This is a genomic window from Phytohabitans rumicis (genome assembly GCF_011764445.1).
Classification (GTDB): Bacteria; Actinomycetota; Actinomycetes; order Mycobacteriales; family Micromonosporaceae; genus Phytohabitans; species Phytohabitans rumicis.
This window is the reverse complement of the sequence record NZ_BLPG01000002.1, coordinates 801,894-815,983: the sequence shown is the minus strand read 5'-3', so window position 1 is coordinate 815,983 and position 14,090 is coordinate 801,894. Positions and strand designations below refer to the sequence as shown.

Genomic DNA, 14,090 nt, shown 5'->3' with positions numbered 1-14,090 from the left:
GTGACGACGTCTACTGTGGACTTCGAGACCACCAGCCGGTACGCCGCGAGCGGCCTGCACTACCACGAGGCCGGCTTGGACGACGCCCCCACCGTGGTCCTGCTGCACGGCGGCGGGCCCGGCGCCTCGGCGTGGAGCAACTTCGGGCGCAACGTGCCGGTGCTCGCCCACCACTTCCGTACCCTCGCGGTCGACCAGCCCGGCTTCGGCCGCTCGCCAGCCGGGTCGATCACCGACCACTACTTCACCCACGCCGCAGACGCGCTCACCCCCCTCCTCGACGAGATCGGCCTCGACCGCGTACACCTGATCGGCAACTCCCTCGGCGGCGGCACGGCGGTCCGCTTCGCGCTGCGCCACCCCGACCGCGCCGGCAAGCTGGTGCTGATGGGGCCGGGCGGGCTGAGCCTGAACGTCTTCGCCCCCGACCCGACCGAGGGCGTCAAGCGGCTGATGGAGTTCGGTGCGCCACCCGGCCCGAGCCGGGAAAAGCTCGCCGCGTTCCTGCGCACCCTCGTGTACGACCAGCGCCTGGTCACCGACGAGCTGATCGACGAGCGGTTCGCGGCGGCCAGCGACGTGGAGAGCCTGCGCGCCATGCGTTCCATGGGCGCCTCGTTCATGGACCCGGCCCGGCTCGAAGACGGGCTGCTGTGGCGCGAGGCCCACCGCTTGGCCAACGAGGTGCTGCTCATCTGGGGCCGCGAGGACCGGGTCAACCCGGTGGACGGTGCCCTGGTCGCGCTCAAGCTGATCCGCCGGGTCCGGCTGCACATCTTCGGCGGCTGCGGGCACTGGGCCCAGCTGGAGCGCTTCGACGAGTTCAACCGGCTGGCCATCGACTTCCTGGAAGGGGAGAGGGCATGAGTCTCATCCGTTCGCTGGGCTACCTGCGGGTGGAGGCCACCGACATCGGCGCGTGGCGGGACTTCGGCGTCAAGGTCCTCGGCATGGTAGAAGGCCGTGGCCCCGACCCGAACGCGCTGTACCTGCGCATGGACGGCTTCCCGGCCCGGATCGTCGTCGTGCCCGGCGAGCGGGACCGGCTGGCCGCCAGCGGCTGGGAGCTGGCCGACCCGCCCGCGCTCGCCCGCGCGGTGCGTACCCTGGAGGAGGCCGGCGTCGCCGTCAAGCCGGCCGGCGTGGCGGAGCTGGCCGACCGGCGGGTGGCCGAGATGGTCAGCGTCGACGACCCGTTCGGCAACACGCTGGAGCTCTTCTGCGGCGCCGCCCTGGACAGCCGTCCGGCCATCACGCCGTACGGCACCCGCTTCGTCACCGCCGAGCAGGGCATGGGCCACGTGGTGCTGCCGGCCAACGACGACGCGGCCGCCCTGCGCTTCTACACCGAGCTGCTCGGCTTCCGGCTGCGCGACTCGATGCGGCTGATCCCCGAGACGCTCGGCCTGCCGGCCATCGACACTCCACTGTGGATGCGCTTCCTGGGCTGCAACCCGCGCCACCACAGCCTCGCCCTCGCGCCGATCCCAGCACGATCGGGCCTGATCCACCTGATGATCGAGGTGGCCTCGCTCGACGAGGTGGGCAGCGCGATGGACCGCTGCGCCAAGCACAAGGCCCCGCTCATCTCGTCGCTCGGCCGGCACGCCAACGACTTCATGGTCTCCTTCTACCTGCGGACGCCGAGCGGCTTCGACATCGAGTACGGCACCGACGGCCTGTCCGTCGACGACGCGACCTGGGTGGCGCGGCAGACCACCGCGCACAGCGTGTGGGGGCACCGGTTCACCCGGGGCCTGCATTGAGCCTGGCCACCGTCGACACGCACCGGTTCCGCCAGGTGCTCGGCCACTTCTGCACCGGGGTGACCGTGGTGACCGCGACGGCGGACGGCGTACCTGTGGGCTTCGCCTGCCAGGCGTTCGCCGCGCTGTCGCTGGACCCGCCGCTGGTGCTCTTCTGCCCACGCGTCACGTCCGAGACCTGGCGCGGCATCCGCCAGGCCGGCGGGTTCTGCGTCAACGTGCTCGCCGAGGAGCAGCGCGACTTGTCCCGCGCGTTCGGCTCCGGCGGCGGGGAACGGTTCACCGGGGTCGGCTGGACCCCCTCGCCGCGCGGGCACCCGGTCCTGGACGGGGTGCTGACCTGGGCCGACTGCGCCATCGAGGCGGTGCACCCGGGCGGCGACCACGACATCGTGATCGGCCGGGTCGCGGCGCTGGGGGAGTGCCGCGACGCGCGCCCGCTGCTGTTCTACCAGGGCCGCTACACCGGCACCGCCAAGTCCTCCCCATACGACCCCCCAGACCCCATCTGGCCCCGCCCCGACGACTGGATCTAGCCGCCGGCCGCGTGCGCCCGCCACGCGGGCCCGGCGCCTCTCCCCGTCGACGCGGAAGACTTTGATCGACGGGGCGAGACGCCAGGGGCTCAGCGGGCGGACGCGCCCAGCAGGGTCTTGCCGGAGGCGAAGAACGGGCAGACCCGGAGCGTGGCGTCGGGTTCGTTGGTGCCGCCACCGCGGAAGTAGATCTCGTTGACCCAGCCGGCCGCGCCGTTGTCCGCGACGGTCAACGCCCACCAGTTGTTGGTGAGGCCGTACCGGGTCAGCGACGCGCCCGGGTAGTCGCAGACGTACCAGTCGTCGCCGGGCGCGTAGATCTGGCCCACCTGGCGCGAGTTCGCGTCGTTGTACTCGTAGACCGGGATCCAGTTGTTCGGCGACCAGTCGGGACAGGTCTGCACGTACAGGCCCTGACCGGAGTGCCACCACTGCGGGCCGCACGGGTACGCGTCGGCGGCTTGGGCGGGCGCGGCGTTGGCCAGCATGGCCACCGCGCCCATGGTGAGGGCGGCGCCAAGGGTGCCGAGACGACGGAGGAGTGACATGGCCGTCCTTTCTGAACGGTGCTCGATGTGCTCTTGTCGATGTCACCCTCCGCCGGTGGCGCGGAAGCGGGCCACTCCTTTCACGTCACGCTGAAAGCAGCCGGCTTTTCGTCCACTGTGGCTAGTCGCGGCAGGACCGTCGAGGAGCGCCGCGCCGAGCGGCGTGAGCGTGTGCTGTACGGCCTTGCCCAGCCGCGCCGTCACGACCAGGCCGGCGTCGCGCAGCGCGGTGGCGTGCTGGCTCGCGCCGGCCCGGGAGATCCCCACCCGGCGCGCCAGCTCGGTCGTGGTGCAGCCGGCGGCGATCGCGTCGAGCACGGCGGCGCGGCTCGGCCCGAGCAGCGTGCTGAGCCGGCGTTCCGGGTCGCCGCGCGCGGCGGAGGCGAACCAGCTCACATCGTGGTTGACCGGGTAGACGAGCGTCGGTGGGCGGTCCCAGTCGTAGAGGCTGATCGGGTGCTGCCAGCAGAAGAACGACGGCACCAGCAGCAGCGGGCGTCCGTCCAGCACGACGTCGCGGTCCGCGCGGTAGTGCCGCATCTCCAGCACCGGCGGTCGCCACCGGATGGCCGGGTTGAGGCCGTTCAGCAGGCGATCGACGCCGCCGTCGAGCAGCATCCGTCCGCGCAGCGCCCGGTCGGCGTCGAACCGGGCGTGGATCTGCTGCCAGTGCGGCGCGACCGCGACCTGGTGATAGGCGGCGATCGCCGTACCGAGCCGGCGTAGGGTCGCCGGGTCTCCGTCGGCTAGCGCGCCGGTCCAGCCGGGCAGCCGGCGCTGGCTGGCGAGCCGGGTCAGATCGGCGCGCAGGTGCCGCCGCGGCGTGGCGAGGACCCGCTCGATGCCCTCCGCCGTGCCCGCCGCGCCCGGCGACGGCGTCAGGAAATCCGGCGAGTATCCGACCGGCGGCGCGAGCGGCACCAGCGGTTCGATCCGCGCCCGCTCCGCGCCGGCCAGCCGGCCGCGCATCGCCCGGCGCCACGCGCCGAAGGCCACCGGTGCGGCGCGGCTCCTGAGCAGGTGCAGGCTGAGCAGGATCTCCCACATGGGATCGGGCGCGGTGGCCACTCGAATCTGGGCAAGGTCGTCCGTCGTGAGATGCAGTCGAAGCACCACGATTCCCCCGTGAATACCGATGCTTTCGCGCTCCCATCATTGACCAGAACCACTGCCATCGTCCACCTCTGTCCCCTAGACGACGCTGCCCGGCATCCCGCGCCCCGCCGATCAAGGACTTCCGCGCCGATCAAGGGCGTATGGCCGTGGATCGGAGATCAAAGCACGACCGTTCGCCCTTGATCGACGGGAAAGTCCTTCGGCTAGGGCGTTCCGGGTGTGGGGGTGGGGAGGAGGGTGGATAGGCGGGTTACGTGGTCGCGGGGGTGGCCGAAGAGGTGGGCGGCGCCGTGCGCCCGCTTGAAGTAGCGGTGCGCGTCGTGTTCCCAGGTGATGCCGATCCCGCCGTGCAGCTGGATCATCTCGGCGGCCACCGCCTGTAGCGTCTCCGAGCAGTGCACCTTGGCCACCGCGGCCAGCGCCGGCGTTTCCGGGGCGCCGGCCACCAGCGCCGACGCCGCGGCGTACGAGGCGGACCGGGCGCTTTCCACCAGTATGTGCAGGTCGGCCAGCCGGTGCTGGAGTGCCTGGAACGCGCCGATCGGCTGGCCGAACTGCACCCGGGTGCGGGTGTACTCGACCGTCAGCTCCAGTGCCCGCGCGGCGGCGCCCACCTGCTCGGCGCTCAGCGCGACGCAGGCGATGTCGCGCAGGTGTGCCAGCGGGCACGGCCCCAGCCGCCGGCCGGCCGCGCCGCGCAGCTCGACGACGGCGAGCCGGCGGGTCAGGTCGACGGTGGTGACGGCGGTACGCGTCACGGCCGGATCGGCGGTGTCCACTTCGTACAGTGCGCCGTCCCGGGTCGCGACGAGGAGGATGCCCGCGGTGTCGCCGTCCAGCACGTAGTGTGCCGTGCCGCGCAGCGTGCCGTCCGAGGCGGTGACCGCGGGTACGTCCCAGCGGCCGTCCGCGCCGGCCCAGGCGAGCGCGGCGACCTGGCTGCCGTCCGCGATGCCGGGCAGCAGGCGTTCGGCGGCGGCGGGCGAGGTGAGCAGCAGCGCCTGGGCGGCGAGCACGGCCGAGCCGAGCAGGGGAGTCGGGGTGAGCGTGCGGCCCAGTTGCTCCAGCACGATGTGGGTCTCCAGCAGGCTGGCGCCGGCACCGCCGTACCGCTCCGGGATGGCCAGGCCGGCGGCGCCGATCTCCCCGCACAGCCGGGGCCAGACCTTTTCCGGCGGCGTGAGAGCCAGCAGGTCGCCGACCACCTCGCGCAGCGCCAGCCGTTCCTCGGTCAGTTCCATGGTCATCCCGCCAGCGCCGCCATCACCCGGGCCCGGTGCTCCGCCTGGGTGCCCCAGGACGATCGGAGCGCGCGCACCTTGGTCAGCCAGCGGTCGAGGCCGTACTCCTGCGTGTAGCCCATCGCGCCGTGCACCTGCAGTGCGGTGCGGGCGGCCCGGTCGGCGGCGTCCGCGCAGGCGACCCGGGCGGCCGAGATGTCCCGGGGCGCGAGCGTGACGGCGGCGGCGTACAGCAGCGGGCGGGCGAACTCCAGCCCGATCGCGACGTCGGCGAGCTGGTGCTTGACGGCCTGGAACTGCCCGACCGGCCGGCCGAACTGGGTGCGCTGCCGGGCGTAGTCGCCGGCCGTCTCCAGCAGGGCCCGGCCGGCGCCGAGCAGCTGCGCGGCGCCGGCCAGCGCGCCCAGGTCGAGGGCGCGGGCGATGGCCGCCGCCGCGTCCGGGGCGACGGGCGCGCCGGCACCGACCTCGAAGAGGCGCCGGCTGGCGTCCACCGACCGCAGGGCGGCACCGGGAACTCCCATGCGCAACGCGCCGTCCGCGGCGAGCAGGACGAGCCCAGCGGCGTCGGCGTCGAGGGCGTAGGGGAGCTGGGGCGGCGCGGCGAGGGTGGCGATGAGGTCGCCCTCGGCGAGCCGGGGGAGCGAGCCCTGATCACCGAGCGCCGCCAGCAGGGTCGGGACGGCCGCGACCGATTCGGCCACCGGACCGGGCATGGCGTGGTGGCCCAACTCCTCGCACGCGACGACCAGGTCGGCCGGGTCCGCCCCGGCGCCGCCGTGGCGTTCGGGGATCGCCAGCGCCGTCACACCGGTCGCCGCGAGCCGGCGCCAGAGCGCCAGCCCGCGGGCGTGGTCTCCGGTGGCCCAGTCCCGCGCCGCGGCGGCCACGTCGGCCCCGTCCAGTAGCTCGTGCAGGGCCGCGCCGAACTGGGTCTGCTCGTCCGACAGTGCGAGTCTCATCGCGGCAGCCCCAGCAGCCGTTCGGCGATGATGCTGCGCTGGATCTCGTTGGTGCCGGCGTAGATCGGGCCGGCGAGCGCGAACAGGTATCCGTCGAGCCAGCCGCCGCGCAGCTCCCCGTGCGGACCCAGCAGCTCCAGCGCGGTCTCGTGCAGGGCGATGTCCAGTTCGGACCAGAAGACCTTGCCCATGCTCGCGGTGGCCGCCGCCGCGGTGCCGTCCAGCGCCGCGAAACCGTGCATCCGGTACGCCTGCGCGGCGATCCAGGCGTCCACGACGCGATCACGCAGGGCGGTGTCGTCCGGGTCCCCGGCGTCCCGCCACAGCTGCACCAGCCGGGCGGCGGCCGCCTGGAACCGTCCCGGGCTGCGCAGCGTGAGGCCGCGCTCGTGACCGGCCGTGCTCATCGCGACCCGCCAGCCCTCGCCGGGAGCGCCGATCACGTCCGCGTCCGGCACGAAGACCCCGTCCAGGAAGATCTCCGCGAAGCCTGACTCGCCGCTCAGCTGGCGGATCGGCCGGACGGTGACGCCGTCGGCGCGCAGGTCGAACATGACGTAGGTGAGCCCGCGGTGCCGCTCCGCCAGTGGGTCGGTGCGGAACAGGCCGAACGCCCGGTCGGCGAACGCGGCCCGGGAGCTCCACGTCTTCGTGCCGGACAGCAGCCACCCGCAATCGGTACGCGTACCGCGGGACCGGATGGCGGCCAGGTCGCTGCCGGCGTCCGGCTCGGACCACGCCTGTGCCCACACGTCGTCCGCCCGCGCCATCCGGGGCAGCAGCCGGTCGCGCTGCTCGGCGGTGCCGTGCGCGAACAGCGTCGGCGCGAGCAGGAAGAGGCCGTTCTGGCCGATCCGCACGGGCGCGCCGGCCGCGTGGTACTCCTCCTCGAACAGCAGCCAGTGCAGGGCCGGCGCGTCCCGGCCGCCGTACCCGGTGGGCCAGGACACCGCCGACAGCCGCGCCTTGGCCAGCTCCCGCTCCCATTCGCGGTGCGCCACGTCGCCCTCCGCGGTGTCCACACTGGGCAGTGGTACGCCCGGCACGTGCGCGGCCAGCCATTCGCGCACCTCGGCCCGGAAGGCGAGGGCGTCGGCGTCCAGGTCGAGGTTCATGCCTTGTCCCGCATGCCGCGCGCGTCCAGGCCGGCCAGCGGGTTGCCGGTCACCTCGGCGTTGTGCGCGTGCGCGAGGTGGTGCAGGCCGAAGACGGAGTCCATCGCGGACCGCATGCCCATCAGGTCCTCGCACTGGTTGACGGCGCGCTTGGTGAGGGCGAGCCCGAACCGTGGCATCGTGGCGATCCGCTCCGCCAGCGCGAACGTCGTCTCCGCCAAGTCGGCGCGGGGCACCACCCGGTTCACCATGCCCACCTCGTACGCCCGCTTGGCGTCGAAGCGGTCGCCGGTGAAGAGCACCTCCTTGGCGAAGCGGGAGCCGAGCAGCCACGGGTGCGCGAAGTACTCCACGCCCGGGATGCCCATGCGCACCACCGGATCGGCGAAGAACGCGTCATCGGCGGCGACGATCAGGTCGCACACCCAGGCCAGCATGAGCCCGCCGGCCACACAGGCGCCCTGCACCATCGCGATGGCCGGCTTGGGCATCTCCCGCCAGCGCCGGCACATGCCCAGATACACCTCCATCTCGCGGGCGTACCGCAGGTCGCCGCCGGGCTTGTCGACGTGGTCCCACCACATGACGGCCCGGCGGGGAAATGATTTGTCCACGTCCCGCCCGGGGCTGCCGATGTCGTGCCCGGCGGAGAAGTGGTCGCCCGCGCCGGCGAGGACCACCACGGCGACGTCCGCGTCGTCGACCGCACGGGTGAACGCGTCGTCCAGGGCGTACGTCATCGCGGAGTTCTGCGCGTTGCGGTAGCGCGGCCGGTTCATCGTCACCAGCGCGATCGCACCCCGCCGCTCGTACCGCACCACGGGTTCGTCGGTCATCGGGTCTCCTCCCGGAGCAGGTACTTGAGGACCTTCCCGGACGCGTTGCGGGGCAACTCGGCGCGGAACTCCACCGAGCGCGGCACCTTGTAGTTGGCGAGCGACCGTTTGCAGAAGTCCACGACCTCCACAGTGGACAGCTTGTGGCCGGGCCGGGCCACGACGTACGCCCGGCCGACCTCGCCGAGGCGCGGGTCGGGCACGCCGACGACCGCCGACTCGGCCACGCCGGGCAGCCGGGCCAGGGCCTTCTCGACCTCGGCCGGGTACACGTTGAAGCCGCCGCAGATGTACATGTCCTTGAGCCGGTCGGTGATGGTGAGGTAGCCGCGCTCGTCGAGGCTGCCCGCGTCGCCGGTGTGCAGCCAGCCGTCCGCGTCGATGGCGGCGGCGGTGGCCTCCGGGTCGTCGAGGTAGCCGAGCATCACGTTCGGCCCGCGTAGCAGCACCTCGCCGTCCGGGGCGATCCGCACCTCGAAGCCGGCGGCGGCCCGCCCGCAGGTGTGCGCGACGGTGTGCGGGTCGTCGCCGGGCCGGCACATCGTGGCGACGACCGCCTCGGTCAGCCCGTACGCCGTCAGCACCGTGTCGAACGTCAGTTCGTCGCGCATCCGCTCGACCAGCGCGGCCGGCACGGTCGCCGCGCCGGTCACCGCCAGGCGCAGTGTGGAAAGGTCGTGCTTGGCGCGGTCGGGGTGGTCGAGGATGCTCGTGTAGATGGTCGGCGCGCCGGGCAGCACTGTGATCCGTTCCTCGGCGACCAGCCGCATCGCCTCGCCGATGTCGAAGACCGCCTGCGGCACGATGGCGGCGCCGCTGCGCAGGCACGCGAGGATGCCGGCCTTGAACCCGAAGTTGTGGAAGAACGGGTTGATGACGAGGTAGCGGTCGTGCGGGCCGAGCCCGCCGATCCGCGCCCAGTCCTCGGCGACGGCCAGGGCCTGGCGGTGCGCGCTCATCGCGCCCTTGCTGCGGCCGGTGGTCCCGGAGGTGTAGAGGATGTCGCTGACGTCGTCCGGGGACACCGCGGCGGCGCGCTCGTCGGCCTCGGCGGCCGGCACGGCGGCGGCCAGCTCGTCCAGTGTGGACCAGTCCGGGCCGGGGGTGCGGATGATGAGCTTGGGCAGTTCGGCGCCCTCCTCGGCGGCGGCCGCCCGCAGTGCCGCGAGCCGGTCCACGCCGAGGAAATGGTCCGCCACGACGAGCCCGCGCGCCCCGCTGCGGGTGATGACGTCCAGCGCCTCCGGGCCGGTGAACCGCGTGTTGACCGGGACGAGGGTGGCGCCGGCATAGCTGGCGCCCAGCGCGGCCTCGACCCAGTGGTGCGTGTTGGGCGCCCAGATGGCGATCCGGTCGCCGGGCTCCAGGCCCGAGGCGATGAGCGCGCGGGCGACGGTGCGGACCCGTTCGTGAAGGTCCACATAGCTCAGTCGCGGCCCGTCCGGCTGGACGAGCGCGGGTGCCCGGCCGTGGTCGCGGGCCGCGGCGGCCACGGCGGAGGGGATGGTGAGCGTCACGCATCCTCCCAACAAAGCAAGTGCTTGGTAGGGTGAGCCTACGCGCGATCGAGGAGGTGGCGCCAGTTGCGCGATGATGACTTCCGCAGCGAGATCCGCGAATGGCTGGCGGCCAACGTCACCCCCGAGCTGCGCGGTGTCGGCGGCCCGGGGCGCGAGCACGAGGCGTTCGAGGGACGGCTGGCCTTCAACCGGCGGCTCGCCGCCGCCGGCTGGACCTGCCTGGCCTGGCCCCAGGAGTACGGCGGCCGCGGCGCCCCGCTCGCCCGACAAGTGATCTTCCATGAGGAGTACGCGCGGGCCGGCGCCCCGGCCCGCGTCGACCACATCGGTGAGACGCTGGTCGGCCCGACCCTCATCGCCTTCGGCACGCCGGAGCAGCAGCGGCGGTTCCTGCCCCGGATCGCCTCCGTCGAGGACCTGTGGTGCCAGGGCTACTCCGAGCCGGGCGCCGGCTCCGACCTCGCCGCGGTGTCCACCAAGGCCCGGCTCGACGGCGACCGCTGGGTGCTGGGTGGGCAGAAGACCTGGACGTCGCTGGCGCACGTCGCCGACTGGTGCTTCGTGCTGGCCCGTACCGGCGGCGAACGCCACGCCGGCCTGTCGTACCTGCTGGTGCCGATGCGCCAGCCGGGCGTCACGGTGCGCCCGATCCGGCAGCTGACCGGCACGTCGGAGTTCAACGAGGTGTTCTTCGACGACGCGTACACCGAGCGCGACCTGGTGGTCGGCGAGGTGGGGGAGGGGTGGCGGGTGGCCATGGGCACGCTGGCCTTCGAGCGCGGCGCGGCCACCGTGGGCCAGCAGATCGGCTTCCAGCGCGAGTGGGACGCCGTGGCGGCGCTCGCGCGGCGTACCGGCGCGGACACCGACCCGCTGATCCGCGACCGGCTCACCCGAGCCTGGATCGGCCTGTCCGTGCTGCGCAGCCACACGCTGCGGGCGCTGGCCGGCGAGCCGTCGCCCCAGGACGCCTCGGTGGTGAAGGTGCTGTGGTCCCGCTGGCACCGCGGGCTCGGCGAACTGGCCATGGAGGTGCGGGGGGCGGCCGGGACGGTGGCGCGGGGCGAGCCGTACGACCTGGACGAGTGGCAGCGGCTGTTCCTGTTCAGCCGGGCCGACACCATCTACGGCGGCTCCGACGAGATCCAGCGCAACATCATTGCCACCCGCGTGCTCGGCCTACCGAAGGGAACGTCCCGATGAAGGGCCACGACCTGTTGGCCGGCAAGGTCGTCGTGGTCACCGCCGCGGCCGGCACCGGCATCGGCTCGGCGGCCGCCCAACGGTGCCTGGAGGAGGGCGCCGAGGTGGTGATCAGCGACCAGCACGCCCGCCGCCTGGCCGAGACCCACGAGCAGCTCGCCGAGGCGTACGGCGACCGGGTGTGGGCGGCGCCGTGCGACGTGACCGACGAATCCGCCGTGCAGGCGCTGATCGCGGCCGCGGTCGACCACTGTGGACGGCTCGACGTGATGATCAACAACGCCGGACTCGGCGGCACCCGCCCGGTCGTCGAGATGACCGACGAGGAGTGGTCCCGGGTGCTGGACGTGACGCTCACCGGGACGTTCCGGTGCACCCGCGCCGCGCTGCGGCAGATGCTCGCGCAGGGCGGCGGCGGGGCCGTGGTCAACAACGCGTCGGTGCTGGGCTGGCGGGCCCAGCCCGGCCAGGCCCACTACGCCGCCGCGAAGGCCGGCGTGATGGCGTTCACCCGGTGCGCCGCGCTCGACGTGGCGTCGCACGGCATCCGGGTGAACGCGGTGGCGCCCAGCCTGGCGATGCACCCGTTCCTGGCCAAGGTGACCAGCGAGGAGCTGCTGGCCAAGCTGGCCGGGCAGGAGGCGTTCGGCCGAGCCGCGGAGCCGTGGGAGGTGGCCAACGTGATGGTCTTCCTCGCCAGCGACTACGCCTCCTACCTGACCGGTGAGGTGGTATCGGTCAGCAGCCAGCACCCATGATCAAGGCGTCCCTCAAGTCGTGGGAACGACTTGAGGGACACCTTGATCATGGGAGGGGTTAGGTCTGGGGTACGGCCGTGCGGTCCGGGCCGGTGGCCGGCTGCGTGGGCACGGCCGCGACCGGGGCGCCGGCGCGCACGGCCCCGCGGGTCAGCAGGTAGCCGAACGCCAGCAGCAGGAGCGCCAGTACCGTCAGGCCGATCGGGATCCAGCGGCCCAGCAGCAGCAGCGTCGAGCGGCCGTCGCCGGCCTTGTCGACGACGGTCTGGCGGGTCTGCGGCGTGTACCGGAAGACCGCGTCCAGCAGCGTCGTCCGCACCCCGGTGTTGGAGACCAGCACGCGGTGCTGCTCCTCCTGGTAGTCGATGATGCTGCCGGTGACCGGCTCCACCCAGAGCGTGCGGGCGGCGTTGTACTGCACGGTGCCGCTGGTGGACCCGGGCGCGAAGACGCCGAGCAGAACGCCCTTCAGCTCTTCGTCCATAGTGGCCTGCTGCTCGGGCACGACCTGCCGGAACCGGTACGCCTCTAGGCCGTTGACGGTCTCGGTGCCCTCATAGTTGATGGGCAGCGCGGTGTGCAGGGTGCTGTCGTAGTACTGGTACGTCTTCTTCTCGGTGCCGAACGGGAAGGCGTAGAGCTGGCCGCGGTAGTTGATGTTGCCGCCGCGGCAGGGCTCGTCCTCCTGGTCGGTGTAGCACTGGCCGCTCCAGTTCGCCGCCGCGCCGGACTTGCGGTCGAGCGCGATCCGGCTCTCCGTGGCGTTGATGACCTCACCGTTGTCGGTCCGCTTGATGTTCTGGAACACGTTCCAGACCACTGTCTTGTTGACGAGCGAGTCAGGAAGCTCGGCGGCGGCACCCACGTCGGGCTGGATGCCGGTGCTGGCGCGCAGGGTGGCCTGCTGGACCCCGATGGTCGGCTCCCCGCCTTCCATCCGTGCTTGCACGAACGTCGCATTCGGAGCGTCCAGATTGGTCACCGGGGGCTCCAGGTCGAACGGCATCTTGCTGGCGAGCGGCGTCACCACGAAGGCCAGGGCGACGGCGACCACCAACAGGAACAGGCCGGTACCGAAGAGTGCGGCACCCACGACGCGCTTCTTCATTATCTGCTCCTGACCCTTTAGATTTAGAACACGTTACAATCTACCGTCCGGTCACATCCAGCGCGATACCCCTTCGACGCGAACTGGGAGCCGGTGTGGACATCTTGTTCCTCAACTGGCGGGACACCCGCCACCCGGAAGGCGGCGGCTCCGAGGTGTACGTCGAGCGCGTCGCCGGCGAACTCGTCGCCCGCGGGCACCGGGTGACACTACTGTGCGCGGCACACGATCAGGGGTCCGCCGAAGAGACCACCGCGTCCGGCATCCGGCTGATCCGCCGGGGCGGGCGCGGCACCGTGTACGCCGCGGCGGCGCTGACCCTCCTGGCCGGGCGACTCGGCACGGGGCCCCTCGCGGGGCGCCGCCCGGACCTCGTCGTCGACGTCTGCAACGGCGTGCCCTTCCTGTCCCCGCTGTACGCCGGCCGCCCCACCGTCGTGCTCGTGCACCACGTCCACCGGGAGCAGTGGCCGGTCGTGCTGGGTCGCGGGCGCGCCCGGTTCGGCTGGTGGCTGGAGTCCGCCCTGGCGCCGCGCGTCTACCGCCGCTGCCGGTACGTCGCCGTCTCGGCCGCCACCCGGGACGAGCTGGCCGGCCTGGGCGTGGCGGAGAGCCGGATCGAGGTCATCCACAATGGAACGCCCGAGGTGATCGGTGCGCCGGTGCGCAAGACGCCGTACCCGTCGCTGTTGGTGCTCGGCCGGCTGGTCCCGCACAAGCGGGTGGAGCTGGCGCTGCGCGCCCTGGCGACGCTGTCGGCGGAACTGCCGGGCCTGGAGCTGGTGGTGGCCGGCCAGGGCTGGTGGGCGGACCGGCTGCGGGCGGAGGCCGCCGCGCTGGGCGTCGCCGACCGCACCCGGTTCACCGGCTACGTGAGCGAGGCCGACAAGCACGCCCTGCTCGGCTCGGCGTGGGCGGTCGTCGTACCCTCGCTCAAGGAAGGCTGGGGACTGACGGTGGTGGAGGCGGGCGCGCGCGGCACGCCCGCGGTGGCCTTCCGCGGCGCCGGCGGCGTCCGCGAGGCCGTGGTGGACGGCCGGACCGGCCTGCTCGCCGGCGACCCGGACGACTTCGTCGCGCAGCTGCGCCGGCTGTTGACCGACGGCGCGCTGCGGCGCCGGCTGGGCGAGGCGGCCCGCGCGCATGCGGCGAGCTTCACCTGGGCCGCGGCCGGCGCCGCCTTCGCTCGGGTGGTCGAGCCGATCGGTCAGCGGGTGCCGTAGAAGGCGGGCGGCACGTCGGCGCGGTCGCTGGAGACCGACTTGGCGACGTCGGCCGCCGACGGGTCGAGGATGCTGGCCAGCGCGGCCAGGCCGACGACGGCGAGCAGCGCGCCGACCGCGGCCCCCACCACCAGCGACTGGAGCGTCTTCATCGGTAT

At 73.1% G+C, this 14,090-nt stretch carries 15 protein-coding genes; 6 read left to right on the top strand and 9 right to left on the bottom strand.

What is annotated here, in order from left to right; all coding sequences use genetic code 11:
- Genes hsaD through hsaB form a run of 3 tightly spaced genes read left to right on the top strand, consistent with a single transcriptional unit; the run spans position 1 to position 2,302 of the window.
- The gene (gene hsaD, locus Prum_RS47410) at positions 1–867 is read left to right on the top strand and encodes a 4,5:9,10-diseco-3-hydroxy-5,9,17-trioxoandrosta-1(10),2-diene-4-oate hydrolase (RefSeq protein ID WP_173086091.1); all 867 of its coding nucleotides are present in this window, start codon (positions 1–3) and stop codon (positions 865–867) included.
- Positions 864–1,766 carry an iron-dependent extradiol dioxygenase HsaC gene (hsaC, locus tag Prum_RS47405; protein ID WP_173086089.1) on the top strand — a complete coding sequence of 301 codons (903 nt, stop codon included), beginning with the start codon at positions 864–866 and terminating at the stop codon, positions 1,764–1,766. Before hsaD ends, hsaC begins: the two co-directional genes overlap by 4 nt.
- Positions 1,763–2,302: a 3-hydroxy-9,10-secoandrosta-1,3,5(10)-triene-9,17-dione monooxygenase reductase subunit gene (hsaB, locus tag Prum_RS47400; RefSeq protein WP_178132700.1), complete on the top strand. Its 540-nt coding sequence runs from the start codon at positions 1,763–1,765 to the stop codon at positions 2,300–2,302. Before hsaC ends, hsaB begins: the two co-directional genes overlap by 4 nt.
- 89 nt (positions 2,303–2,391) lie before the next feature.
- Here hsaB and Prum_RS47395 read toward each other — a convergent pair whose 3' ends face one another.
- From Prum_RS47395 to Prum_RS47365, 7 genes are all read right to left on the bottom strand, one after another.
- On the bottom strand, positions 2,392–2,850 hold the full coding sequence (locus Prum_RS47395) for a hypothetical protein (protein ID WP_173086087.1): 459 nt from the start codon (positions 2,848–2,850) through the stop codon (positions 2,392–2,394).
- Between the two features lie 42 nt (positions 2,851–2,892).
- Positions 2,893–3,963: an ArsR/SmtB family transcription factor gene (locus tag Prum_RS47390; protein ID WP_218577940.1), complete on the bottom strand. Its 1,071-nt coding sequence runs from the start codon at positions 3,961–3,963 to the stop codon at positions 2,893–2,895.
- A gap of 206 nt (positions 3,964–4,169) precedes the next feature.
- Positions 4,170–5,207: an acyl-CoA dehydrogenase family protein gene (locus Prum_RS47385; protein ID WP_371871443.1), complete on the bottom strand. Its 1,038-nt coding sequence runs from the start codon at positions 5,205–5,207 to the stop codon at positions 4,170–4,172.
- Between the two features lie 2 nt (positions 5,208–5,209).
- The gene (locus Prum_RS47380) at positions 5,210–6,169 is read right to left on the bottom strand and encodes an acyl-CoA dehydrogenase family protein (protein ID WP_173086083.1); all 960 of its coding nucleotides are present in this window, start codon (positions 6,167–6,169) and stop codon (positions 5,210–5,212) included.
- Entirely contained in the window at positions 6,166–7,284 is a 1,119-nt protein-coding gene (locus Prum_RS47375) for an acyl-CoA dehydrogenase family protein (RefSeq protein WP_173086081.1), read from the bottom strand. The genes Prum_RS47380 and Prum_RS47375 overlap by 4 nt, the downstream gene beginning before the upstream one ends.
- Positions 7,281–8,120 carry an enoyl-CoA hydratase gene (locus tag Prum_RS47370; RefSeq protein ID WP_173086079.1) on the bottom strand — a complete coding sequence of 280 codons (840 nt, stop codon included), beginning with the start codon at positions 8,118–8,120 and terminating at the stop codon, positions 7,281–7,283. Before Prum_RS47370 ends, Prum_RS47375 begins: the two co-directional genes overlap by 4 nt.
- Positions 8,117–9,637 (bottom strand): FadD3 family acyl-CoA ligase, encoded by a 1,521-nt coding sequence (locus Prum_RS47365; protein WP_173086077.1) that lies wholly within the window; start codon positions 9,635–9,637, stop codon positions 8,117–8,119. The genes Prum_RS47370 and Prum_RS47365 overlap by 4 nt, the downstream gene beginning before the upstream one ends.
- Before the next feature lie 66 nt (positions 9,638–9,703).
- Between Prum_RS47365 and Prum_RS47360 the strand changes: the two genes are divergently transcribed.
- Positions 9,704–10,843, top strand: coding sequence for an acyl-CoA dehydrogenase family protein (locus Prum_RS47360; protein WP_173086075.1), 1,140 nt, complete (start codon positions 9,704–9,706; stop codon positions 10,841–10,843).
- Positions 10,840–11,601: an SDR family oxidoreductase gene (locus Prum_RS47355; RefSeq protein ID WP_173086073.1), complete on the top strand. Its 762-nt coding sequence runs from the start codon at positions 10,840–10,842 to the stop codon at positions 11,599–11,601. Before Prum_RS47360 ends, Prum_RS47355 begins: the two co-directional genes overlap by 4 nt.
- A 58-nt stretch (positions 11,602–11,659) precedes the next feature.
- Here the strand turns inward: Prum_RS47355 and pgfA are convergent, their stop codons facing one another.
- Entirely contained in the window at positions 11,660–12,709 is a 1,050-nt protein-coding gene (pgfA, locus tag Prum_RS47350) for a cell envelope lipid trafficking protein PgfA (protein WP_173086071.1), read from the bottom strand.
- Between the two features lie 101 nt (positions 12,710–12,810).
- Here pgfA and Prum_RS47345 point away from each other — a divergent pair, with 101 nt between their 5' ends.
- The gene (locus tag Prum_RS47345) at positions 12,811–13,932 is read left to right on the top strand and encodes a glycosyltransferase family 4 protein (protein WP_173086567.1); all 1,122 of its coding nucleotides are present in this window, start codon (positions 12,811–12,813) and stop codon (positions 13,930–13,932) included.
- Here Prum_RS47345 and Prum_RS47340 read toward each other — a convergent pair.
- A complete protein-coding gene (locus Prum_RS47340; protein WP_173086069.1) occupies positions 13,917–14,084 on the bottom strand; it encodes a hypothetical protein in 168 nt (55 codons plus the stop codon). The genes Prum_RS47345 and Prum_RS47340 overlap by 16 nt on opposite strands.
- Positions 14,085–14,090 lie beyond the last annotated feature (6 nt).

Coding starts and splice junctions, on each gene's coding strand:
- Prum_RS47375 (WP_173086081.1), bottom strand. CDS start 7,284: ATGAACCTCGACCTGGACGCCGACGCCCTCGCCTTCCGGGCCGAGGTG.
- pgfA (WP_173086071.1), bottom strand. CDS start 12,709: ATGAAGAAGCGCGTCGTGGGTGCCGCACTCTTCGGTACCGGCCTGTTC.
- Prum_RS47370 (WP_173086079.1), bottom strand. CDS start 8,120: ATGACCGACGAACCCGTGGTGCGGTACGAGCGGCGGGGTGCGATCGCG.
- hsaC (WP_173086089.1), top strand. CDS start 864: ATGAGTCTCATCCGTTCGCTGGGCTACCTGCGGGTGGAGGCCACCGAC.
- Prum_RS47380 (WP_173086083.1), bottom strand. CDS start 6,169: ATGAGACTCGCACTGTCGGACGAGCAGACCCAGTTCGGCGCGGCCCTG.
- Prum_RS47340 (WP_173086069.1), bottom strand. CDS start 14,084: ATGAAGACGCTCCAGTCGCTGGTGGTGGGGGCCGCGGTCGGCGCGCTG.
- Prum_RS47385 (WP_371871443.1), bottom strand. CDS start 5,207: ATGGAACTGACCGAGGAACGGCTGGCGCTGCGCGAGGTGGTCGGCGAC.
- Prum_RS47395 (WP_173086087.1), bottom strand. CDS start 2,850: ATGTCACTCCTCCGTCGTCTCGGCACCCTTGGCGCCGCCCTCACCATG.
- Prum_RS47355 (WP_173086073.1), top strand. CDS start 10,840: ATGAAGGGCCACGACCTGTTGGCCGGCAAGGTCGTCGTGGTCACCGCC.